The following is a 21,655-nucleotide window of genomic DNA, read 5'->3' as shown; positions in this document are numbered from 1 at the left end:
GAGGTGTGGCCCGTGACGGCAAACGTGCTGGAGCACCGGCGGGCGAAGGCCTTCGCCGAGGCGCTGGAGGCCCACCAGGCGGAGCAACGCCGCGCGGCCACCGCCGAATCGGCCAACACCGCTGCCGGTGAGTCCGGTTCGGTCGCGATGGCCGAGCTGGTCGGTCTGGCCGACGCGCTGGGGGCACTGCCCGGGCCGGCTCTGGACCAGGAGGTCCGGACGGTCCAACGCGCCCAGCTGATGGCCGCGTTCGAGCAGGTCTTCGCTGGCGGACCAGGTGCCGCGGTGCCCCGCCAGCGCCGCCACCGGGCGATCCGGACGGCGCCGCGCGGCCGGTGGAGCCGCCGCTTCGCGATCGGCGGGCTGGTCGCCGGGCTCGCCGTCGGCAGCCTGGCCGGGGCCGCCGCCGCGAGTTCCAACGCCCTCCCCGGGGACACGCTGTACGGGATGAAGCGCGGCCTCGAAGGGCTCCGGCTGGACCTGGCGGACTCCGACTCGGAACGCGGCGAGCTGCTGCTCGGCAACGCCGCCACCCGACTCGGCGAGGCCAACGCCCTGGTCGGGCAGACCGGTTCGACCACCGGGCTCAGCCCGGGCACCGTCGACCGGGTCCGCCGGGCGCTGGACGACATGCACGCCGACGCCCTCAAGGGCCGCGACCTGCTGCGCTCGGTCTACCGCAGCAACGGCTCGCTGGACCCGATGCGCGCGCTGGCGGGCTTCGCCCACGACGAGGACGGCCGCTGGAGCGAACTGCAGGGCCGGCTGCCGGTCCAACTCACCGAGCAGGCCGACCTGGTGAACCGGCTCTTCGACGACATAAGCGAGGACGTCGCGCCCCTGCGCCTGGCCCAGCCCCCCGCCAAGAGCGGTGGCACGGCCGGCCCCGGAGCGGGCGACGACTCGTCCTCCTCGACCGGCGGATCCCCGGCCGGCCCCGGAGCGAACGGCTCCGGCGCCGCGCCCGGCTCCGGGCAGCCCCAGGGCGGGACCGGCAACCGCCCCGGAAGCACCGACCGCTCCCCGGCCGACGCCGGTGGCACGGCCGGCAGCGGCGCCAAGGGCGGCGGGCTGCCCAGCACCCTGCCCAGCAGCGCCCCGGACGCCGTCAACGGCCTGGTCGGCGACCTCACCAGCGGGCTCACCGGCGCCGGTCGGCCCTCGCCGAGCGCCGACGCGGCCCCGCCGCAGGTGCCGCAGCAGCCGTCCGGTGCGCCCAGCACGCCGAGCGGCGCCCAGCAGGGCGTGGACGTGCCCCCGCTGGTCCCGGGCCTGCTGCCCGGGCTGCGGATCCTCGGCGGCAGCTGAGCGAAATGCGGCGGGGCCCCGGCGGACGCGTTCCGCCGGGGCCCCGCCGCTTCGAGGCCGATCAAGGGCCATCAGGGCGATCGGGGTCTATCGGGGCCGATCGGGGTCAGAAGAACACCGAGCGCCGCTGCACCAGCAGCTGGTAGAGGGTGTGCTGGATGGTCTCCCGCACCTCGTCGGCCAGGTCGAAGACCAGCATCGGATCGTCCGCCGCCTCCGCCGGGTAGCCGTCGGTGGCGATCGGCTCGCCGAAGCGGATCGTCCACTTGGTCGGCAGCGGCAGCACCCCGAGCGGCCCCAGCCACGGGAAGGTCGGCGTGACCGGCACGTACGGCAGGCCGAGCAGCCGGGCCAGCGTCTTGACGTTGCCGATCATCGGGTAGGTCTCCTCCGCCCCGACGATCGAGCACGGCACGATCGGCACCCGCGCCCGCAGCGCCGAGGAGACGAAGCCGCCGCGGCCGAAGCGCTGGAGCTTGTAGCGCTCCGAGAACGGCTTGCCGATGCCCTTGAAGCCCTCCGGCCAGACCCCGACCACCTCGCCGCGCTCCAGCAGCGCCTGGGCGTCCTCGTTGCAGGCGAGGGTGTGGCCGGCCTTGCGGGCCAGCTCGTTGACGCCCGGCAGCACGAAGACCAGGTCGGCGGCGAGCATCCGCAGGTGCCGGTGGTGCGGGTGGTGGTCGTGGATGGCCACCTGGGTCATCAGGGCGTCCAGCGGGATGGTGCCGGAGTGGTTGGCGACGATCAGCGCGCCGCCCTCGGCCGGGATGTTCTCGATCCCCTGGACGTCGATCCGGAAGTACTTCTCGGCCAGCGGGCGCAGCAGCGAGAGCAGCACCTCCTCGGTCAGCTCCCGGTCGAAGCCGAACTCGTCGACCTCGTAGTCGCCGGTGATCCGGCGGCGCAGGAAGGCCAGCCCCTCGGTGGCCCGGCCCTCCCAGCCCTTGCCGAACAGCCGGGTGGCCGCCGGGCCGAGCTGCCCGGACAGCGCCCCGCCGACGGCCCCGGCGAGCCGGTCGGCCAGGCCGGGGCCCTCGGGCGAGGTCCAGCTGGGGGCGGACTCGATCGGGATGACCTTGGCCGTCTCCGGCGTGTTCTCGGCGGCGGCACTCATCGCGGGCTCAGCTCCTCGGGCGGTGGGGGCGGTTCGGTACGGCGGTCGCAGGGCTTTCCGGGCCGAGCAGGGCGGTCAGCCGGTCGGTGACGGCGGCCAGCCGCTCGGGCGGCAGCAGGCCGGGGTCCAGGGCGGCGGCGAAGTCGGCGAACGCCTCCGGGGTGCTGAACGCCGGGCGGTAGCCGAAGGTCTCCCGCAGCCGCGTGGTGTCCACCACCCGGCCGTGGGTGAGCAGCCGCAGTTGCTCCGGCGAGACGTCCACCAGCCGGGTCTGCCGGGCCAGCGCGGCCATCCAGCTGACCGCGGGCAGCAGCAGCGGCAGGGTGGGCCGGCCGAGCCGGCGGGCGCACTGGGAGAGCAGCAGCACGCCCTCGCCCGCCACGTTGAGGGTGCCGGTGTTGACGGTGCCCGGCACGGGCTCGTCGGCGGCCCGGCAGAGCACCGCGACGGCGTCGTCCTCGTGGACGAACTGCAGCCTGGGGTCGTAGCCGAGCACGGTCGGCAGCACCGGCAGCGCGAAGTACTCGCTGAGCGGGGTGTCGGCGCCGGGGCCGACGATGTTGGCGAAGCGCAGCACCGTCACCGCGACGTCCGGCCGGCGCCGGGCGAAGCCGCGCACATAGCCCTCGACCTCGGCCGCGTCCTTGGCGAAGCCGCCGCCGGGCGGGTCCTTCGGCTGGATCCGCTCGCTGAACACCGCCGGGTCGCGGGGCGCGGAGCCGTAGACGCCTGTGGTGGACTTCACGACCAGCCGGCGCACCCCGGGCGCCTTCTGGCAGGCGCCGAGCAGCTGCATGGTGCCGATGACGTTGGACTCCTTCACCGCGGAGCGGTTGGTGGAGCCCAGTCCGGTGGCGCTGACGCTCAGGTGCACCACGGTGTCCACCCGGTGCTCGGCGATCACCCGGGAGACCGCGGGCCGGCGCAGGTCGAGCTGGTGGAAGGTGTACGGCGCGGCCGGTCCGGCCGGCTCCTCGACCGGCAGCCGGGGCGGCTGCACGTCCACGCCGACGACCCGGTCCACCCCCGGCCGGCGGCGGAGCTCGGCGGCGAAACGGGCACCGAGATGGCGTGCCACGCCGGTGACGAGCACGACCACGCCCACGGTGCTGCACCCCATTCCCTCGGCCCGAGCGGCCTGCGTGCACCGTACCGCGCCGGGCCACCGGGCCGGGAGACGACACCGCCCGCCCTGGCCACGAGGGCCAGGACGGGCGGTGGAAGCGCTGGGCGCGCTGGGCGCGGCCGGGGGCGCTTACTTCTTGTTGCGACGCTGAACGCGAGTGCGCTTGAGAAGCTTGCGGTGCTTCTTCTTGGCCATACGCTTGCGACGCTTCTTGATGACAGAGCCCACGGAACAACCCTCGCTCACTGAGACTCTCGTCCGTGAGAGACGGAGTCCATACGACTGACGTGAGGGCCTAGCCTACCGTCCGCGTGGCCGGGGCCGTAATCGCGCTCCCCGTGACCGGGAAACTCGGGGGAAATCCGGGGCGAACGGGGACGGATCCACGGCTGTGGACCCGCCCCCGCCCGCCCGTCGGCTACGCGCTCTCAAGCCGCACGTAGGACTCCTTGAGATACTCGTGCACCGCCTGCTGGGGCACCCGGAAGGACCGCCCGACCCGGATGGCCGGCAGCTCTCCGCTGTGCACCAACCGGTACACGGTCATCTTGGACACCCGCATGACCGCGGCAACCTCGGCCACGGTCAGGAAGACGACTTCCTGCAGGGGACGCTCGACGGAACTCATGACCATCACCCGACCCTTACCCGTGTGCAAGGCACCGGCTTCCCCTCCGGTGACTCCACCGGCACACGTGTATCCCCAGAGTAGTTATGGGTGGTACCAGTGGGAAGAGGGGAGGTGCAGTCCTCGTACGGTGAGAGATAGGACCGTTGCAGTACGTAGTCACTCGGCGGATCGCCCCAGGGGGCGTACGCACGGCCCGTCCGGCGCGTGGCCGGGGAGGCGGTTTCAGGCCAGCAGACCGTGGTGGGGGAACACCGCGCGGCGGCTGGCGAGGATGGCCTGATCGAGTCGGTCCGCCGGATCGTAACCCTCGTCGAAGTCGCGCCAGACCGGCCGGGCGCCGTCGGTCATCCGTAGCGGGGCCGGGCCGCGGGTGCGGCGGTGGACCTCGGCGCGCCAGCTGTCGGGGGTCTCGGTGGCCGGGTCGACGGGTCTCCCGGCGGCGGTGGCGACCAGGTGGGTCCAGGTCCGCGGGACGACGTCCACCACGGCGTAGCCGCCCCCGCCGGTGGCCACCCAGCGGCCGCCGGTGAGCCGGTGGGCCAGCTCGTGCAGTTCCTCGGCGATCAGCCGCTGGGCGTCCACGGTGACGGCGAGGTGGGCGAGCGGGTCCTCCAGGTGGGTGTCCGCGCCGTGCTGGGTGACCAGGACCTGCGGCTGGAAGGCGGCGAGCAGCTCGGGCACCAGGGCGTGGAAGGCGCGCAGCCAGCCGGTGTCGCCGGTGCCGGCCGGCAGCGGCAGGTTGGCGGCGGAGCCGGGGGCGTCGGGGCCGCCGGTCTCGGTGGGCCAGCCGGTCTGCGGGAAGAGGGTGGCCGGGTGCTCGTGCAGCGAGACGGTCAGCACCCGGGGGTCGTTCCAGAACGCCTCCTGGACGCCGTCGCCGTGGTGGACGTCCACGTCGACGTAGGCGACCCGCTCGGCGCCGAGTTCGAGCAGCCGGGCGATGGCCAGGGCCGGGTCGTTGTAGATGCAGAAACCGGAGGCCTTGCCGGGCATCGCGTGGTGCAGGCCGCCGGCGAAGTTGACGGCGTGCGGGGCCTCGCCGCGCCAGACCGCCTCGGCGGCGGCCACCGACTGGCCGGCGATCAGCGCGGAGGCCGTGTGGACGGCCGGGAAGGCCCAGTTGTCGTCGGTGCCGAGCCCGTGCCGGGGGTCGGTCTGCTCGGGGTGTGCGGCGGCGTGCTTGACCGCCTCGACGTACTCCCCGGTGTGCACCAGCCGCAGGGTGGACTCGCCTGCGGGCGGCGCGGACCGGACGGTCACCCCGGGCCCGGCGGCCAGTCCGAGATCCTCGACCAGGCGCATGGTGAGCGCCAGCCGGGTCGGGTCCATCGGGTGGCCGGGGCCGAAGTCGTAGGCGGTGACGGCCTCGTCCCAGAAGAGGTGCAGGCCACAGGGGGTGTCACGCTCGGCTTCGGGCATGGCCTCCACCGTAGTGGGTGGGGGCGTCGGGCCCTACCGAACCCCCGCCGTCACGCGGCGGCGGGGGCGACCGCGGGCGCGGGGGCGAAGCGCTCGGCGAGCGGCAGCACCGCGAGCACCAGCAACATCGGGGCGAGCAGCGCCCAGCGGTACGAGCCGGCGGCGGCGATCGCCCCGACCAGGGGCGAACCGACCAGGAAACCCACGTAGTTGAAGAGGTTGAGCCGGGCCACGGCGGCGTCCGAGTCGGCCGGGAAGAGCCGGCCGCCGGCCGCGAACACCTGCGGGATGATCGCGCAGATGCCGAAGCCGAGCACGGTGAACGAGGCGATGCCGGCCCAGGGGGCGGGTGCCACGGCGGCCAGCCCGAAGCCGAGCGCGGCCAGCGCGGCGCCGCCGCGCACCACCGGGACGGCGCCGAAGCGCTGCACCGCGCGGTCCCCCAGGGCCCGGCCGAGCAGCATCGCGACCATGTAGCCGAGGTAGGACAGCTTGGCGAGGTCCTCGCGGCTGCCCAGCCCGTCGGTGAGGTACTTGACGCTGTAGTTGGAGACCGAGGCGTCCGCGATGTAGGCGAAGGCCATCGCCAGGCAGAGCGGCAGCAGCGGACGCCAGGGGATGGACCGGGCGGCGGCCGCCGCGGCCTCCCGGACGGCGTCGCCGAGTTCGGCCGGGCCGGCGGTGGGGGTCCCCCCGGCCGAAGGCTGGGGGAGGGTGCCGGTCAGCACCGCGAGCGGCGCGATCACCGCCGCGGCCGTGCCGAACAGCACTGGCAGCCCGAGGTCATAGTGCGAGCCGAGGCCCGCGATCGCCGCGCCGAGGATGCCGCCGAGGCTGAACGCGGCATGGAAGCCGATCATGATCGAGCGGCCGTAGCGGTGCTGCAGGCCCACGCCGAGCATGTTCATACTGGCGTCCAGCGCCCCCACCAGCAGCCCGAACGCACCGAGCGCGAGGGCGAGTTGCCACAGCGAGTCGCCGAGCCCGGCGCCCGCCAGGCTGAGGCAGACGGCCGGCTGGACGGCCCGCAGCACGGCCCGGGCGCCGGTGCGCTTCACCAGCTGCTCGGAGAGGATCGAGCCCACCCCGGCCAGGATCGGCACCGCGGCCAGGAAGACCGGCAGCAGTCCGTCGCTCAGCCCGTACCGGTGCTGGATCTCCGGGATGCAGGTGACCAGCAGCGCGAAGGTGGTGCCCTGCAGCAGGAAGCTGCCGGCGAGCGCGGCCCGCCCGACGCGCAGGCCGGGCGCCACCGGGGGCGTGGCGGGACGGCCGGGCGGTACGGGCGGTGCGGCACTCATACGGACCTCCACGCACGGGCCCGCGCTGGCCCGCGTACGGACCCCGCTACCGGCCGGTAGAACGATGTTGGCCGAGAGCGTAGGCGGTGCGCCGCCTTTGCGGGAGGGGTCGTGCAAGGACTTCCGCGGCCGGTGCCCGCGGGCTACTTCCCGCCGGAGGCCAGCTCCCGGGAGCGGTCCCGGGCCGCCTCCAGGGCACCCAGCAGCGCGGCCCGCACCCCGTGGTTCTCCAGCTCGCGGATGGCCGCGATGGTGGTGCCGGCCGGGGAGGTGACCGCCTCGCGCAGCTTCACCGGGTGCTCGCCGGAGTCGCGCAGCATCACCGAGGCACCGATCGCGGACTGCACGATCAGGTCGTGCGCCACCTGCCGGGGCAGGCCGAGCAGGATGCCCGCGTCCGTCATCGCCTCGACCAGGAAGTAGAAGTAGGCCGGGCCGGAGCCGGACAGCGCGGTGGCCGCGTCCTGCTGGGACTCCGGCAGCCGCAGCGCCTTGCCGACCGAGCTGAAGATCTCCTCCGCGCGCGCCAGGTGCTCCTCCCGCGCGTGCGAGCCGCCGGAGATGACGCTCATCCCCTCGTCCACCAGCACCGGCGTGTTGGGCATCACCCGGACCACCGGGGTGCCGGCCGCCAGCCGCTCCTCGAACCAGACGGTCGGGACGCCGGCCGCCGCCGAGATCACCAGCCGGTCCGGGCTGATGTGCGGGGCCAGTTCCTCCAGCAGACTGCCCATGTCCTGCGGCTTGACCGCCAGGATCAGGGTGTCGGCCAGCTTGGCGGCCTCGGCGTTGGAGACGGCGACCACGCCGTAGCGGTCGGCGAGTTCGGCCGCGCGCTCCGGTCGGCGAGCGGTCACCAGGACGTCCGACGGGTCCGTACCGGCCCGCAGCAGGCCTGAGAGCAGGGCCTCGCCGATCTTGCCGGTGCCCAGGAAGGCGATCTTCCGCCCGTGCGCTGCGCTGCTGCCCATGGTCCGCTCCTTGCCTCGGTACTGCGGCCATCCTCGCACTGTGCGGCGACGCCCGTCGGGCCCGTCCGGTCCGTGGTCCCCGGTGGCCGGTGGTCCCGTTGCCCCTAGGGAGAAAACTCGGGGGTTTCCCCTATGGCCTCCCGGCCCGCGCGGGCGCACCGTGGAGCCATGGCACACGACGGAATGTCCCGACGAGAGAACCGGCAACTCGCGGTCGCCGCGGCGACGGTGGGCCCGTGGCGGACGGCCGCGGGAGTCGGCGCGGTGGTGGGGGCGACGTCCCTGGGGATCGAGGCGATCTCCGGGAACTGGTCGCTGAGCATGCTGGCCGGACCAGCCGGCTGGGCCCTGTTCTTCTTCTTCCTGGTCGGCAGCGTGGGCGGCCAGCTTCGCCGCGACACCGCCGAGCGGCGGCTGCGCCGCTGGGCCGAGGCGCACCCCTGGAAGTCCGCCCTCCCGGCGGCCGGCGGACTGCTGGTGCTGAACATGCTGGCGCAGCTGTTCCTCGGCGACGCCGGGCTGTTCGGCGCCTTCTTCGTCTCCCTGCTCCCGGCCGGCATCCTGCTGGCGATCGCCGGAGTGGTGGGCTCGGTGAAGCAGGCCCGCGGCAAGGGCTGAGCCGCCCTCGACCCGGGGGTGCGTTCTGACCGCGGCGACGTTCTGACCGGGGGTACGTTTTCGGACAAACACCGGTGAACCCTCAGGCTCCGAACACAGGTTCACCACAAGGTGTGCCCCCGATCGACGAATCGTCACACCCCCTCGGCATACTGGCGCGATGCCGATAGTCGAAGATCCGGAACCACGCCCTTCCGAGGGCCGTGAGCCGGGCGGGTCCGACCCGTCCGGAGCGGGCGGGAAGGACCCGTTCGCCGACCTCGTCCTGGACGAGGAGTTCATCAGGAGCGCCAGCGTCAAGGAACAGTCCGGCCGCACCCGGATGCTGTCCGCCCGCTGGAAGCACACCCCGCCCGTCGACCCGGGCGGCCGACGCTCGGTCAACGACGGCCCGGCGGCGGCCAAGCGCCGGTTCGGCCGCAAGCCGAAGCTCCAGGCGGTCGACCCGTGGGGCAACCCGCGCCCGGCCAAGCGCCGGCGCGGATTCGAATGGCGCACGCCGCTGTTCATCGCGCTGACGGTCGCCCTGCTGCTCGCCGCGCTGAACATCGACGCGCTGCGCACCTGGTTCTCGGACACCTACGGGCGGGGCTCCTCGGCCGCCCACACGCCCGTCCCGACCGTCGCCCCGGAGACGGCCAGGCCGACCACGGCGCCGCCGACCACCCCCGCCGACCAGCCGACCGTCGCTCACCCCTGGGTCGGCTCCCCCGCCGAGGGCTGGCCGAACGGCGCGGAGGCCTTCGTGCTGCCCGAGGCCAAGGCCGTCGGCGTCTTCTCCGCCGACGAGGTCGCCGGGCAGCTGCGGCAGGTCAAGGACTACCTGACGGCGAGCTACCTCGACCCCAAGGTGATCGGGGGCGCCCGCCCGGACGCCGCGCTGGCGATGCTCGAACGCGAGGACCGGAAGAACGCCACCGCCGCGTTCGACCACCCCTCCAAGGACAGCGATCCGACCAGCTGGTTCAACCGCTTCGACCCGCGCGAGGCGCAGCTGGTCGGCGACGTGGTCAAGGTGCAGGGCCGGATCGGCTACGAGGGGGACGGCGACGGCGGGGTCCTGGTCCACACCGACTTCACCTACGTCTACCCGCTGAAGCCGGGCCCCGACGCCGAGAAGCTGGCCAAGGAGCGCAGGCCCGCCACCGACGCCCCGCAGCCGCCCGCCGGGCAGGGCGGCACCGCCCAGCCGGTGGACCTGGTGGTCCGCGCCGCCGACACCACCGGTGACACCTGGACGGCCCGGACGATCGTCCGCCGGACCGAGGACTACCGCTTCTACGACCCGGACCGCTACAAGGTCGAGCCGAAGAAGCCGGCCATCGAGAAGACGCTGTCGGACGTGGGCAACAGCTTCTGCCACATCTACGACGGCTTCCTGCACCCGCAGTTCCGCCAGTTCGCCCGGCCCCACCCCGAGCAGACCGGTCCGACCAGCGATCCGTACGACCGCAGCCGGGACCTCTCGGAGAAGGGCGAGTGCGGCACCATCAGCCGCAGCTGACCGCCGTCAGCGCTTGCGCTTGCCGCCGGGTCGGCCGCCACGGCCGGCCCGGCGCTTCTCGTACTGCTCGACGGCCTTGCGGTGGGCGGCCCGCTCGACCGCCTCGCCGGGGGCCTCGACCAGGCTGCGGGCGAAGTAGGCGGCCAGGCTGCCGACCCCGCCGATCAGCCAGACCGCGCCGAGCGACTTGTCCTCGGCCATCCAGCCGGTCAGCTGGTCCTTGCCCTCGGTGAGCGCCTTCCAGGTGCGCCGGACGGCCATCATCGAGCAGACCGCGATGGCGGCGGTCAGCAGGCCGTTCAGGAAGCCGCCGCTGTCGGAGAGGGCGACGCCCTCGACGCCGAAGCGCAGCACCAGCACGGCGGCGGCAGTGGCGACCAGGGCGCCGGCCGAGACGCCGACCCGGCGCAGCCAGTAGCCGTTGTCCCGGTCGACCCAGCTGGTGCCGAAGAAGCGGATCGGCTCCGGCTCGGGGGCGCCGACGGGCTTGGGGGCGGGGGTGGGGGGCTGCTCGCTCACATCGTCGATTATCACCCGGGCGGCACACATGGCAGGAGGAGCCGTCCCGGGCGGGACGGCTCCTCCTGTCTCGGGCGGGGTTCAGCCGAGCTTGCTGACGTCCCGGACGGCGCCCTTGTCGGCCGAGGTGGCCATCGCCGCGTAGGCCCGCAGCGCCTGGCTGACCTGGCGCTCGCGGTTCTTCGGCCGGTAGCCGCCCGCGGCCTCCAGCGCGCGGCGGCGCTCGGCGAGGACCTCGGCCGGGACCTCCAGGGAGATCGTCCGGCCCGGGATGTCGATGGCGATGACGTCGCCGTCCTCGACCAGCGCGATGGTGCCGCCGGAGGCGGCCTCCGGGGAGGCGTGGCCGATGGACAGGCCCGAGGTGCCGCCGGAGAAGCGGCCGTCGGTGATCAGCGCGCAGGCCTTGCCGAGGCCGCGGCCCTTGAGGAAGGAGGTCGGGTAGAGCATCTCCTGCATGCCCGGGCCGCCCTTGGGGCCCTCGTAGCGGATGACGACGACGTCGCCCTCCTTGATCCGCTTGGCGAGGATCGCCTCGACCGCGTCCTCCTGGGACTCGCAGACGACCGCCGGGCCGCTGAAGGTCCAGATCGACTCGTCCACGCCGGCCGTCTTCACGATGCAGCCGTCCTCGGCGAGGTTGCCGTGCAGCACGGCCAGGCCGCCCTCGACCGAGTAGGCGTGCTCGACGCTGCGGATGCAGCCCCCGGCGGCGTCGGTGTCCAGCGAGTCCCAGCGCTCGGACTGCGAGAAGGCCTCGGCGGAGCGCTTGCAGCCGGGCGCGGCGTGCCACAGCTCGACGGCCTCGGCGGAGGGCGAACCGCCGCGCACGTCCCAGGTCTTGAGCCACTCGGCGAGCGAGTCGGCGTGCACCGTCCGGACGTCCTCGTTGAGCAGCCCGCCCCGGTACAGCTCGCCGAGGATGGCCGGGATGCCGCCGGCCCGGTGCACGTCCTCCATGTAGTACGAGCCGTTGGGCGCGACCTTGGCCAGGCAGGGCACCTTGCGCGAGATGGCGTCGATGGCCCGCATGTCGAAGTCCAGCTCGGCCTCCTGGGCGGCGGCGAGCAGGTGGAGGATGGTGTTGGTCGAGCCGCCCATGGCGATGTCGAGGGCCATGGCGTTCTCGAAGGCGGCGCGGCCGGCGATCGCGCGCGGCAGCACCGAGGCGTCGTCCTGGCCGTAGTGGCGGTTGGTGATCTCGACGACCGTCCGCCCGGCGTTCTCGTACAGCGCGCGGCGGGCGGTGTGGGTGGCGAGCACCGAGCCGTTGCCGGGCAGTGAGAGGCCGATCGCCTCGGTGAGGCAGTTCATCGAGTTGGCGGTGAACATGCCGGAGCACGAGCCGCAGGTGGGGCAGGCGTTCTCCTCGATGATCGCGATGTCCTCGTCGGAGACGCTCTCGTTGACCGCCTGGGACATCGCGTCGATCAGGTCGAGCCGGCGCACGGTGCCGTCGACCAGGGTGGCCTTGCCGGCCTCCATCGGGCCGCCGGAGACGAAGACGGTCGGGATGTTGAGGCGCAGCGCGGCCATCAGCATGCCGGGGGTGATCTTGTCGCAGTTGGAGATGCAGATCAGCGCGTCGGCGCAGTGCGCGTTGACCATGTACTCGACCGAGTCGGCGATCAGGTCGCGCGAGGGCAGCGAGTAGAGCATGCCGCCGTGGCCCATCGCGATGCCGTCGTCCACCGCGATGGTGTTGAACTCGCGCGGGATGCCGCCCGCCTCCTTGATCGCCTCGGAGACGATCCGGCCGACCGGCTGGAGGTGGGTGTGGCCGGGGACGAACTCGGTGAAGGAGTTGGCGACCGCGATGATCGGCTTGCCGAAGTCCTCGCGGGCTACGCCGGCGGCCCGGAGAAGCGCCCGGGCGCCTGCCATGTTGCGACCGTGGGTGACCGTACGGGACCTCAGCTCGGGCACTGTGCTCCACTCCTTCGGGGCTCTCGCCGGCGCCCCGCCGGCGAGGAGGGTGCGGGGGCCGTGTGAGGTACGAGCCTACGCCCGCCGTCCGGCCGGCGGACGGGGCGTCCGCGATGCGGGCAGCGGGCGGGCCCGGCGCGTCAGTTCGGCTTGACGGCCACGGTGAGGTCCAGGACGAACGGCTCGACCACCACGCCGTCCGGGAACTCGGCGAGCGCGGCCTCCCGTTCGACGGCCAGCACCGGCGCGCGCTCCTCGGGGCTGAGCGAGGCCAGGTAGGAGCGGGAGGTGAGGTCGGTGAGCAGGTGCTCGACGGTGATCCGCCGTTCCCAGCGCAGCGCCGCCCGCTCGACCGCGAGGCCGGCCGGGGCGAAGTGGCTGGTGTGGCTGCTGATCCCGCGGTAGCCGTGGTAGCGGTCGGGCAGGGCCGCGGCAAGCCGCTCGCCCCGGGCCCGGACCCAGGGCACGGTCTCGTCCTGCACGTTCCACCAGGTGGCGAGGGCGCCGCCGGGCCGCAGCACCCGGATCGCCTCCGGGACGGACCGCTCGGGGCGGGTCCAGTGGAAGGCCTGGGCGTAGCCGATCAGGTCGGCGGAGGCGTCGTGGAAGGGCAGGTCGTCGCCGGTGCCGCGGACCAGCGGCAGGGTCGGCGAGGAGTCCTGGAACTGGGCGGCCATGCCGTCACTGGGCTCCACCGCGACGACCTCGGCGCCCCGGGCGGCCAGCAGCCTGGTCGCGATGCCGGTGCCGGCGCCGACGTCCAGGACCCTGGCGCCCTTGAGGCGGCGGCCCCACAGCCGCTCCAGTGCGTCGAACAGCTCGTCCGGGTAGCCGGGGCGGCCCCGGTCGTACTCGGAGGCGACCCCGCCGAAGCTCAGGGCGATCTCCCGCCGCTCCTGACGCTCCGCCATCTCTCCCCCTCCGTACGGACGTTCGCGCCCGGCCGGGCCCGACGGCTCAGCGTACGCGCGAGGGGGTCGCGAGGTGCAGGCGGGTGAAGGCGAGGGCCTCGGCCAGATCGGCCTCGCGTTCGGCGGGGGACGCGGAGCGCCGGGTGTTGACCTCCAGCACCACGTGGCCGTCGAAGCCGGTGCGGGCGAGGTGCTCCAGGAGTTCGGCGCAGGGCTGCTTGCCCCGGCCGGGGATCAGGTGCTCGTCCTTGCCGGAGCCGCTGCCGTCGGCGAGGTGGACGTGGGCGAGCCGGTCGCCCATCCGCTCGACCATGGCGAAGGCGTCGATCCGGGAGGTGGCGACGTGCGAGAGGTCGATGGTGAAGTGCCGGTACTCCTCGTCGGTGACGTCCCAGCCGGGGGCGTACGCCAGCACCTCGCGGTCGCGGTAGCGCCACGGGTACATGTTCTCGACGGCGAAGCGGACGTCGGTCTCGCCCGCCATCCGGTTGATGCCCTCGACGAACTCCCGGGCGTACTGCCGCTGCCAGCGGAACGGCGGGTGGACGACGACGGCGCTCGCGCCGAGCTTCTCGGCCGCCGCCCGGGCCCGGACCAGCTTGGTCCACGGGTCGGTGGTCCAGACCCGCTGGGTGATCAGCAGACAGGGCGCGTGCACGGCCAGGATCGGCAGCTGGTGGGCGTCGGAGAGCCGGCGCAGGGCCTCCAGGTCCTGGCTGACCGGGTCGTTCCAGACCATCACCTCGACCCCGTCGTAGCCGAGCTTCGCGGCCAGCTCGAAGGCGACGGCGGTGCTGGCCGGGTACACCGAGGCGGTGGACAGCACCACCTTGGTGTCCGGGATGTGCAGGGTCGGGTGCGGGGGCAGCACCAGCCGGTCGGTGGTGCGCAGCAGCGGCGGGCGGGCGGCATCCCGCTTGGCGGCCTTGACCGAGCGGACGGACTGGACGGCGGCCTTGGCGGCGCCGGCGGCCCGGGCGGTGCGGGTCTCCTTGGGCGGCGGCTGGGCGGCGCCGTGGGGCGGCTTCGCGGTGGCGGCCTGCTGCGTGCCGGTCTTCTGCGGGGCGCTCTTCCTGGTGGCGGCCTTCTTCGTCGCCGTCTTCGCCGCCGTCTTCGCCGCGGCCGTCTTCTTCGTGGCGGCCGTCTTCGCGGTGCGCTGGGCCGCCTTGACGGCCTTGACGGCCTTGGTGGCCTTGGCGGCCTGTGCCGCGGTGGCGCCCTTGACCGCCTTGCCGAGCCCTGCCGTACCCAGACCCGTCTTGCCGAGTCCCGTCTTGCCCAGCCGGCGGCGCGGGCTCTCCGGCCGCGGCTGCCCGTCTCCGGGAGCGCGGCCCTCCTGCGTTCCGTCCTCGCCCGCTGGTTGCACCACGGGAGACAGCGTATGCGGAGCACGCCGCGAACGGGGTCGGATGCCGGGCGGAGTGACCACCGGCACGCTCGCGCCGGGGCGGGCCCTACGAGGTGAGCGCGGGCCGACGGCGGTCGGCGGGGCTGTCCATGGCGTCCAGCTCGCGCAGGATGATGCCCTCGCGCAGCGCCCACGGGCAGACGTCCAGTTCCTCCAGGCCGAACAGGTCCATCGCGGCGTCGGCGACCAGTGCCCCGGCCAGCAGCTGCTTGGCCCGGCCCTCGGAGACCCCGGGGATCTGCGCGCGCTCGGCGACGGTCATCGTGGACAGCCGCGGCAGCCAGGCGGACAGCCCGCTGCGGGTGAGCCGGCGGTCGGCGTACGGGCCGGCGTCGGCGGGGGCGGCGCCGGTCATCCGGGCGAGCTGCTTGAAGGTCTTGGAGGTGGCGACGGCGTGCTGCGGCGGCCCGAGCCGGGAGACCTCGCCGACCACGTGGGCGATCTCGGCCCGGATGTGCCGCCTGAGCTCGCGCAGCCCGTCCGGGTCAGCGACGTCCCCGGGCAGCCAGCGGGCGGTCAGCCGCCCGGCGCCCAGCGGCAGCGAGCAGGCGACGTCCGGCTGTTCGTCCAGGCCGCAGCCGATCTCCAGCGAGCCGCCGCCGATGTCCAGGTTGAGCAGCCGGCCCGAGGACCAGCCGAACCAGCGGCGGACGGCCAGGAAGGTGAGCCGGGCCTCGTCCTGCCCGGAGAGCACCCGCAGTTCGACCCCGGTCTCGGCGGCGACCCGGCGCAGCACCTGCTCGCCGTTGGCAGCCTCGCGGACGGCGGAGGTGGCGAACGGCAGGATGTCGACCACGCCCTTGTCCTCGGCGACCCGCAGCGAGGAGGCGATGTGTCCGACCAGCCGCTCGACGCCGGCCTCGCTTATCGCGCCGGTCCCGTCCAGCAGCTCGGCCAGGCGCAGCTCGGCCTTGTGGGAGTACGCGGCCAGCGGGGCGGCACCCGGATGGGCGTCCACCACGAGGAAGTGGACCGAGTTGGAACCTACGTCGAGTACACCGAGTCGCATAACTCTCCACGCTACGCGATCCGGCCGTGGAGGTGATCGGTCGTGACGGCATGAGCGCTGGTCCCGGTCGTTCGCGACCGTTCCGGGTGCGATCGGCGGGTGGCGTCCCGGTGGGTCCGGCCGGCGTCGCTCAGTGGCCGCGCGGTCCGGCCCGGCGCTCGGTACGGCAGTTGGCGTCCACCCAGCGGCGGGCCGGGCCCGGGGTGTCGGTGATCAGTCCGTCGGCGTCCCGGGCGGTCATCAGCTGCCAGGCCTCCTCGCCGTCCAGCGTCCAGACGTAGACCTCGCGCCCGGCCCTGCGCTCGGCGGCGATCCGGGCGGCGGTGGCCAGGCCGGTGTCCAGGGCGATCCCGTCCAGCCTGAGGTCCTTCGGGTCCTCGGCGATCCCGCCGCTCTGGATCAGCACCACCGGCAGCGCGGGTGCCACGGCGTGGGCCTGGCGCAGGTGGTCGGCCGAGAAGGAGTAGAGGACGACGTGCGCCCGGCTGCCGGCCGCGATCCGGGCGATCCGGGCGACGTCCTCGGGGCGCTGCCACTTGATCTCCATCAGCAGCGTGGCGCCGCTGCCGGAGAGGCGTTCGAGCAGCTCCGCCAGGGTCGGGACGGGCTGGGCGGCTCCGGGGCCGACGGTCACCCGCAGGGCGGCGATCTGGGCGGCGGTCAGGTCGGCGACGGCGCCCTTGCCGTCGGTGGTGCGGTCCACCGTCGGGTCGTGCATCAGCACCGGGACGCCGTCCCGGGTGGTCTGGACGTCGGTCTCCAGCCAGTCGGCGCCTTGGTCGAGGGCGGTCTCGAAGGAGGCCATGGTGTTCTCCGGCGCGTTGAACGGCGCCCCCCGGTGGCCGATCACCACCGGGGACCCGCACACCGGCGGCGCGGCGGCGGCGCGGGCCCGCAGCGCGGGGCCGCCGGAGGCGCACCCGGCGGCCAGGACCGCGAGCGCGGCGAGGAGGGCCGTCTGGGCGGCGCGGGGCGGGGCGGTCACGGCTCGGCGCTCCAACTGGTGTTCCGGTGGCGGCGGTTCGGGCTCCGCCCGGTCCGACCGGTGTCTCCGATGATCCCTCTGACAGCCGCGCACCGAAGTCCGGTTCCCGGGCCGGTCGGGTGTGCCGGCCGAGGCCGGATCAGAGCAGGCCGTCCCACAACTGTTCCACGATGACGGCCCACCAGTTCTCCGGATCGCCGAAGACCGTGCCGTCCAGTCGGGCCAGACCCCGCTGGAGGACGTCCACCGCCGGGCCCGCCGCGGCCGGGTCCAGTCCGCGCAGGGCGGGCCACCAGCCGGCGAACAGCTCCAGGCAGCGGAGGAAGGCGCGCAGGTCGGCGTTGCAGTGGCGGGCGGTCGCGTCGTCGGGGTCGACGGCCCGGACGGCGCCCTGGCGGGAGTCCAGGGTGATCAGCGCCCAGCCGTCCGTACCCAGCACCAGCTGCCCGGCGAGCGCCAGCCGCTCCCGTTCGGCCGCCCTGGTGCCGAGGCCGAGCGCCGCGAGGTGCGAGGCGAGCGGCGGCAGGACGGTGCCCGGGCGGGAGCCGTCCGCGATCGCCTCGACACCGGGGTGGTGCAGCGCGAAGAAACCGTCCACCGCCTTCGGGACGCCCGCCGTCAGCAGCAGCGCGGCCGCGTCCCCGGGCAGTTCCGCGCGCACCACGTCCGCCGGCTCGAAGCGCTGCACGCCCGCCGGGCCGAACCGCCCGGCCAGCCGCTCCGCCAGGGCGGCGTCCGGTTCCTGCGGCAGCGGCGGCACCGCCCGCGGGAACGGTACCCGGTTGCGGCCCGGCCCGTCCGGCTCGGCGGGCAACTCCCTTACGGCGGAGGCCCGGTGGTCGAAGCGGGGACCGTACGGCAGGTCGGACTCCAGCCGGGCGTGCGGCAGTTCGGCCGCCAGCGCGTACGCCCAGTAGCCGCCGGGCAGCGCGGCCGGCCGCAGGTCGGTCCGCACCGCGAGCACGTCCTCGGCCGCGACGCCCTGCTCGCGCAGCCACCACCAGCCGCGCAGGGCCGGATGCGGCAGGCCGGCGGCCGAGCGCAGGGCCAGCGAGCGGGTGCCGTCGGCGCCGTCCCGGTACGTCAGTTCGGCCCGGGCACCCCGGCCGGTGACCGGCGGCCTGGTCGGGTCGTGGCCGCCCGCGCCGACGAAGTCCCGGTAGAGCCCGACCACTTCGTCCACCGGGACGGACGGCCAGACGGTGAACCGCCCGCTCTCCCGGTCCACCACGGCGCACGCGGCCCCCACCTCCCCGGGCGCCCGCCGCTCCCCCGTCCGCGGATCCACCTCCGGCCTCGGCGGCTCCGCCCACACCACCCACCCCAGCTCGAACTCGTGCGCGCACACCCGCCGCACCGCCCCGGCCCCCTGCGGCAGATCCCCGTTGATCCACCGGTGCCCCGCCTCCACCGCCTGCGCCCGCGAGATCATCCGCCCACCCCCGTCACACCGACTCCGATCCCCACCATCATCCAGCCCCGTCCGGCTACCGGCGCACTCCGTCCGAGGAGGACGCTGGTAGCGGTCCCGCCCGAAGAGAGCCTCCGGAGGAACGATGAGCACAGCACCCCCGCACGGCCACCACGACGGTCACCAGCCCATCGCCCGCACCCAGGACGCCGTCGCCGCCGCACTCCCGCCGGCCCAGCGGAGGGAGTTCTACCGGGAGACGGGAGAAGCCGATGACGAGACGATCGGCGGCGTCCTTCGCCGCTGGTGGCTGCGTGCCCAGCTCTACCGCGCCCCGGAGGGGGACCGCATCCACGCCGCCCTCCGGTCCGGCACCGCTCCCGGCAGCCCGGCGTCCGCGGTCCTGCGCCGGCCCGGCGCGGGGTGAGCGACCACGTCGAGGTCCCGGACGAGGATGATCCGATCACCCTTTCCCCCGCCGTGGAAGAGCTCCTCGACGACCCGGGCACGGCACCCGATCTGTTCCCCGCTGTCGTGGCGTTCCCCGTCGACGTCCGCGAGAACGCCGTCCCCCACCTGAGCATGCCGGTGCCAGGCCGGCCTGGCATGCACTCGGCACCGCTGCGCCGCGACCTGGGACTGGTGGAGTACGCGGTGGACGAAGAGCAGGATCCGCCGCGGATCTACGTCTCCCGCATTCTTCGCATGGACTGATCGAGGCGCTGCGACGCGATCGTTCCAGCACGATCACCCGGCCGCCGCCAGGTCCAGCGGCCGCCCTTCCGGGCTGAGGGCGATGGCCCAGAGGCCCTGGGTGGCGGGGTGGAGGGGGGTGGGGCTGTGGCGGGCGAGCTGGTGGTCGAGGTAGCTGACGGCGTCCCGGTGGTTGACGGCGTTCCAGGCGTGCGGGCGGCCGTAGGCGTCCAGGGTGAGCAGGACGGCCTGGGCACCGTGGCCGGCCCGGCGGAGTTCGTCGGTGAGGCGGGTGAAGGCCTGGCCGCCGTCGCCGAGGTCGCGGAAGGGGGCGCCGAGTTCGCGTTCGGCGCGGTCGCGGGCGCCGCGTTCGCCGGCGTCGCCCTCGGTGGGGATGCGCGGGGCCGCGCAGGTGGGGCGGCCGGTGTAGGTGTCGACGGCGGAGAGGGCGATCTCCAGGCTGTTGTTGGCCCGGCCGGGTTCGCGGTGACCGCCGGCGTTGACGGCTTCGGCCCAGCCGCCGGCGGCCGGGTCGGGGTGGCGGACGGGCAGGCCGTCCTCGTCGACCGGCACCCGGCGTTCGAGTTCGGCCTGGTGCGCGGGGTCGACGGGGCCGAGCCCGCCGGGCAGACCGTAGGGGCGGCTGTCCGCGATGGTGCGCGGCCCGGTCTCCGGGTCGTCGGCGAGCGGGCCGCGGCGGGCGCGCAGGGCGAGCTGGAGGGCCATCGCGTGGGCGGTGGCGACCGGGACGACGCCCCAGACCAGGGTCGGGTCGGTGAGGGTGGCGGCGGTGTCCCGGCGGCGGCCGTCGGCGTGCTGGGGTTCGGGCCGGCCGATGACCGGGGTGGTGCCGACGATCGGCGGCTCGACCGGGGGCTGCGGCGTGCCGACCGGGCCGGGGGCGGTGCCCGGGTGGGGCGCGGCGCCGACCGGGGCGCGGGGCGCGCCGACCAACGGGGCACCCACCACGGGCGCGCCGACCAACGGGGCACCGGCCACCGGGGCACCGGCCACGGGCGTCCCGCCCACGACGGCGCCGGGCGGGCCGGTACCGATGCCGCTGCCGAAGGGCGCCGCCACGTGCGCGGGGAACCCGCCGCCGACCGCGAGCGGGCCGGGCCCGACGGTGCCGATCGGGCTGGCCGGCGGGTAGCCGCCGGAGTACACCGGGGTGCCGAACTGTCCGGACACGCCGACGACTCCGACCGGCCGGACGACCGGGGGCGCGTCCGGCGCCGGGTGGTAGCCGGGGCCGCCGGTGGAGAGCGGGGCGGCGGGCGCGGGCGGCGCGCCGACCGAGTCGGTCCGTACGGTCACCGGCACGCTGCCGCCACCGCCGCCGCCGTTGTGCGTGGGCGCCTGGAGCGGGTAGTCCCCGTCCGACCAGTTCGCCGCCACCGAGCCGCCCTGGTGGCCGGGCGCGGCGACCGCGCGGACCACCGGCCCGTCGTCCCGGGCGGGCGGCGACCAGTCGGCGGCCGCCGCCCGGTGCGAGCCGGTGTACGAGGGGCCCGACGGCGCGGCCGCCGGGGCGGTGTCGACCGCCGGAGCGGCGGCCGGGGCCGAGGCCTGGCCGAGGGTGGGGTCCACAGCGGAGAGCACGGACGGCACGACGGGCGCAGCCGCCGGGTCGACCGCCGGCACCTTCGGGTCGCGAGCGTCCCGAGGGTCGAGAGGGTCCCGAGGGCCGCGCGGGTCGGTCAGGTCCGCCACCGGCAGCCCGTGCAGGTCCCGGCCCGTCTGGTCGGTGAGCACCGGCTGCCCGTGCTCGTCCAGCCGGACGGCCAGGTCGGCCACCCCCACCACCGGTTTGCCGTCCGGCCCGGTCGTCACCAGCAGCCCGGCGGCGTCGGCGACCGGGGTGCCGTCGGAGCGCAGGATGACCGGCTTGCCGTCCGGGCCGAGGACGGGCTGCCCGTGGTCGTCGAGCTTGACGCTGAGGCCGGGCACGCCGACCAGGGGCTTGCCGTCCTGTCCGGAGAGCACGATCAGCCCGGTGCCGTCCTTCCCGAGCACGCCGGGCTCGCCGAGGGCGGCGGGCAGTCCGGCGGCGCGCGGGTCGAAGCCGCCCTTGGTGCGGTAGGAGGCGGTGGTGACGCCCGGCGTGGCGGCGGTGCCGAGCCGCAGCAGGGCGACGGCGGCGGGGTCCTTGAGCGCGGTGGCCAGGGCGTCCTTCATGCCGCGGCCGAGTTCGGTGAGCAGTCCGGCGATCTTCAGGGCGGCGGTCTCCACCGCGACGGCCTCGACGCCTGCGGCGACCTGGCCGGCGGCGGCGTTCTTCACGTCGTCCGCGAGGCCGGCGACGGACTTCTCCAGGCCGCCGAACACCCCGGTCCGTCCGGTCCGCCCGGCGCTGCGGGAGACCGCGGCGGCGGTCTGCTGGACCTTGGCGGCCTGTTCCCGGGCCTGCTCGAGTTCGGCGGCCAGGTTCTGCAGGGTGGCGATGATCTCGGCCTTGCCGCCGTCGACGGCCTGCGCGGCGGCGTCGAAGGCGGTGGCGACCACTCCGACTGCGGTGTGGGCGTCCGCCAGCCGGCCCTTGCCGCCGTCGCTGTACGTCCGCCAGTAGGCGGTGAAGGCGTCGACCGCGTGGCCGGTGTTGTCGGCGGTGACCCGCTGGGCGGACTCGCCGCCGCGGCGGGTGATCCGGTCGGCCTCGGCGGCGAACTCCCGCCAGTGCGCGGCCGCCGTGCGCAGGGCCTCCTCGTCGGCCTGCGGCCACGGGTGGCCGGTCCGGGCCAGCAGCGGGACCAGTTCCTCGGGCAGTTTCCGGGACACGCGCTTCTCCCCCTTCGAGCCGG

General features: G+C 74.9%; 20 protein-coding genes. 5 read left to right on the top strand and 15 right to left on the bottom strand.

Annotation, left to right across the window (positions count from 1 at the left end; genetic code table 11):
* Nucleotides 1-12: 12 nt before the first annotated feature.
* Nucleotides 13-1,308, top strand: a complete 1,296-nt coding sequence (locus tag ACZ3YL_RS11530; RefSeq protein WP_465656814.1) for a DUF5667 domain-containing protein — start codon at nucleotides 13-15, stop codon at nucleotides 1,306-1,308.
* A 106-nt stretch (nucleotides 1,309-1,414) separates the two neighbouring features.
* Here ACZ3YL_RS11530 and ACZ3YL_RS11525 read toward each other — a convergent pair whose 3' ends face one another.
* The 7 genes from ACZ3YL_RS11525 to proC form a co-directional block, all read right to left on the bottom strand.
* Entirely contained in the window at nucleotides 1,415-2,422 is a 1,008-nt protein-coding gene (locus ACZ3YL_RS11525) for a lysophospholipid acyltransferase family protein (RefSeq protein ID WP_223242132.1), read from the bottom strand.
* A 7-nt stretch (nucleotides 2,423-2,429) separates the two neighbouring features.
* On the bottom strand, nucleotides 2,430-3,527 hold the full coding sequence (locus ACZ3YL_RS11520; RefSeq protein WP_188304368.1) for an NAD-dependent epimerase/dehydratase family protein: 1,098 nt from the start codon (nucleotides 3,525-3,527) through the stop codon (nucleotides 2,430-2,432).
* Between the two features lie 150 nt (nucleotides 3,528-3,677).
* On the bottom strand, nucleotides 3,678-3,776 hold the full coding sequence (locus ACZ3YL_RS11515; RefSeq protein ID WP_003948845.1) for a 30S ribosomal protein bS22: 99 nt from the start codon (nucleotides 3,774-3,776) through the stop codon (nucleotides 3,678-3,680).
* A gap of 190 nt (nucleotides 3,777-3,966) precedes the next feature.
* Entirely contained in the window at nucleotides 3,967-4,176 is a 210-nt protein-coding gene (locus tag ACZ3YL_RS11510; protein ID WP_045699258.1) for a helix-turn-helix domain-containing protein, read from the bottom strand.
* 225 nt (nucleotides 4,177-4,401) lie between these two features.
* Entirely contained in the window at nucleotides 4,402-5,598 is a 1,197-nt protein-coding gene (locus ACZ3YL_RS11505; protein ID WP_465656811.1) for an acetoin utilization protein AcuC, read from the bottom strand.
* 50 nt (nucleotides 5,599-5,648) lie between these two features.
* Nucleotides 5,649-6,899: an MFS transporter gene (locus tag ACZ3YL_RS11500; RefSeq protein ID WP_188304366.1), complete on the bottom strand. Its 1,251-nt coding sequence runs from the start codon at nucleotides 6,897-6,899 to the stop codon at nucleotides 5,649-5,651.
* Nucleotides 6,900-7,042: 143 nt separating this feature from the next.
* Nucleotides 7,043-7,870, bottom strand: a complete 828-nt coding sequence (proC, locus tag ACZ3YL_RS11495; RefSeq protein ID WP_465656808.1) for a pyrroline-5-carboxylate reductase — start codon at nucleotides 7,868-7,870, stop codon at nucleotides 7,043-7,045.
* A 168-nt stretch (nucleotides 7,871-8,038) separates the two neighbouring features.
* Here proC and ACZ3YL_RS11490 point away from each other — a divergent pair, with 168 nt between their 5' ends.
* Both ACZ3YL_RS11490 and ACZ3YL_RS11485 read left to right on the top strand, forming a co-directional pair.
* Nucleotides 8,039-8,488, top strand: a complete 450-nt coding sequence (locus ACZ3YL_RS11490) for a hypothetical protein (RefSeq protein WP_188304364.1) — start codon at nucleotides 8,039-8,041, stop codon at nucleotides 8,486-8,488.
* A gap of 160 nt (nucleotides 8,489-8,648) precedes the next feature.
* Complete coding sequence (locus ACZ3YL_RS11485; RefSeq protein ID WP_188304363.1) at nucleotides 8,649-9,992, top strand: SCO2583/SCO2584 N-terminal domain-containing protein; 1,344 nt, start codon at nucleotides 8,649-8,651, stop codon at nucleotides 9,990-9,992.
* A 6-nt stretch (nucleotides 9,993-9,998) separates the two neighbouring features.
* Here ACZ3YL_RS11485 and ACZ3YL_RS11480 read toward each other — a convergent pair whose 3' ends face one another.
* The 7 genes from ACZ3YL_RS11480 to ACZ3YL_RS11450 all read right to left on the bottom strand — a co-directional run bounded on the left by ACZ3YL_RS11480 (nucleotide 9,999) and on the right by ACZ3YL_RS11450 (nucleotide 18,182).
* Entirely contained in the window at nucleotides 9,999-10,511 is a 513-nt protein-coding gene (locus ACZ3YL_RS11480; protein ID WP_465656806.1) for an EamA/RhaT family transporter, read from the bottom strand.
* Nucleotides 10,512-10,592: 81 nt separating this feature from the next.
* Nucleotides 10,593-12,437, bottom strand: coding sequence for a dihydroxy-acid dehydratase (gene ilvD / locus ACZ3YL_RS11475; RefSeq protein ID WP_188304361.1), 1,845 nt, complete (start codon nucleotides 12,435-12,437; stop codon nucleotides 10,593-10,595).
* Nucleotides 12,438-12,577: 140 nt separating this feature from the next.
* Nucleotides 12,578-13,348 (bottom strand): class I SAM-dependent methyltransferase, encoded by a 771-nt coding sequence (locus ACZ3YL_RS11470; RefSeq protein ID WP_465656803.1) that lies wholly within the window; start codon nucleotides 13,346-13,348, stop codon nucleotides 12,578-12,580.
* A gap of 46 nt (nucleotides 13,349-13,394) precedes the next feature.
* Nucleotides 13,395-14,198 carry a sugar phosphate isomerase/epimerase family protein gene (locus ACZ3YL_RS11465; protein WP_188304369.1) on the bottom strand — a complete coding sequence of 268 codons (804 nt, stop codon included), beginning with the start codon at nucleotides 14,196-14,198 and terminating at the stop codon, nucleotides 13,395-13,397.
* 604 nt (nucleotides 14,199-14,802) lie between these two features.
* Nucleotides 14,803-15,765, bottom strand: coding sequence for a Ppx/GppA family phosphatase (locus ACZ3YL_RS11460; protein WP_188304359.1), 963 nt, complete (start codon nucleotides 15,763-15,765; stop codon nucleotides 14,803-14,805).
* Between the two features lie 130 nt (nucleotides 15,766-15,895).
* Nucleotides 15,896-16,750 carry a glycerophosphodiester phosphodiesterase gene (locus ACZ3YL_RS11455; RefSeq protein WP_465656801.1) on the bottom strand — a complete coding sequence of 285 codons (855 nt, stop codon included), beginning with the start codon at nucleotides 16,748-16,750 and terminating at the stop codon, nucleotides 15,896-15,898.
* Between the two features lie 139 nt (nucleotides 16,751-16,889).
* Nucleotides 16,890-18,182 carry an SUKH-4 family immunity protein gene (locus ACZ3YL_RS11450; protein ID WP_465656799.1) on the bottom strand — a complete coding sequence of 431 codons (1,293 nt, stop codon included), beginning with the start codon at nucleotides 18,180-18,182 and terminating at the stop codon, nucleotides 16,890-16,892.
* Between the two features lie 124 nt (nucleotides 18,183-18,306).
* On the opposite strand from ACZ3YL_RS11450, the gene ACZ3YL_RS11445 reads away from it, so the two are divergent.
* A complete protein-coding gene (locus ACZ3YL_RS11445) occupies nucleotides 18,307-18,588 on the top strand; it encodes a hypothetical protein (RefSeq protein ID WP_188304356.1) in 282 nt (93 codons plus the stop codon).
* Nucleotides 18,585-18,875: a hypothetical protein gene (locus ACZ3YL_RS11440; protein WP_188304355.1), complete on the top strand. Its 291-nt coding sequence runs from the start codon at nucleotides 18,585-18,587 to the stop codon at nucleotides 18,873-18,875. The genes ACZ3YL_RS11445 and ACZ3YL_RS11440 overlap by 4 nt, the downstream gene beginning before the upstream one ends.
* Nucleotides 18,876-18,908: 33 nt before the next feature.
* Here the strand turns inward: ACZ3YL_RS11440 and ACZ3YL_RS11435 are convergent, their stop codons facing one another.
* Complete coding sequence (locus ACZ3YL_RS11435; protein WP_465656796.1) at nucleotides 18,909-21,632, bottom strand: toxin glutamine deamidase domain-containing protein; 2,724 nt, start codon at nucleotides 21,630-21,632, stop codon at nucleotides 18,909-18,911.
* Nucleotides 21,633-21,655 lie beyond the last annotated feature (23 nt).

The sequence above is a fragment of the Kitasatospora sp. NPDC023176 genome, assembly GCF_055560495.1.
Note: the sequence above shows the minus strand (reverse complement) of the source record. Positions and strands in the feature narration are given on the sequence as shown.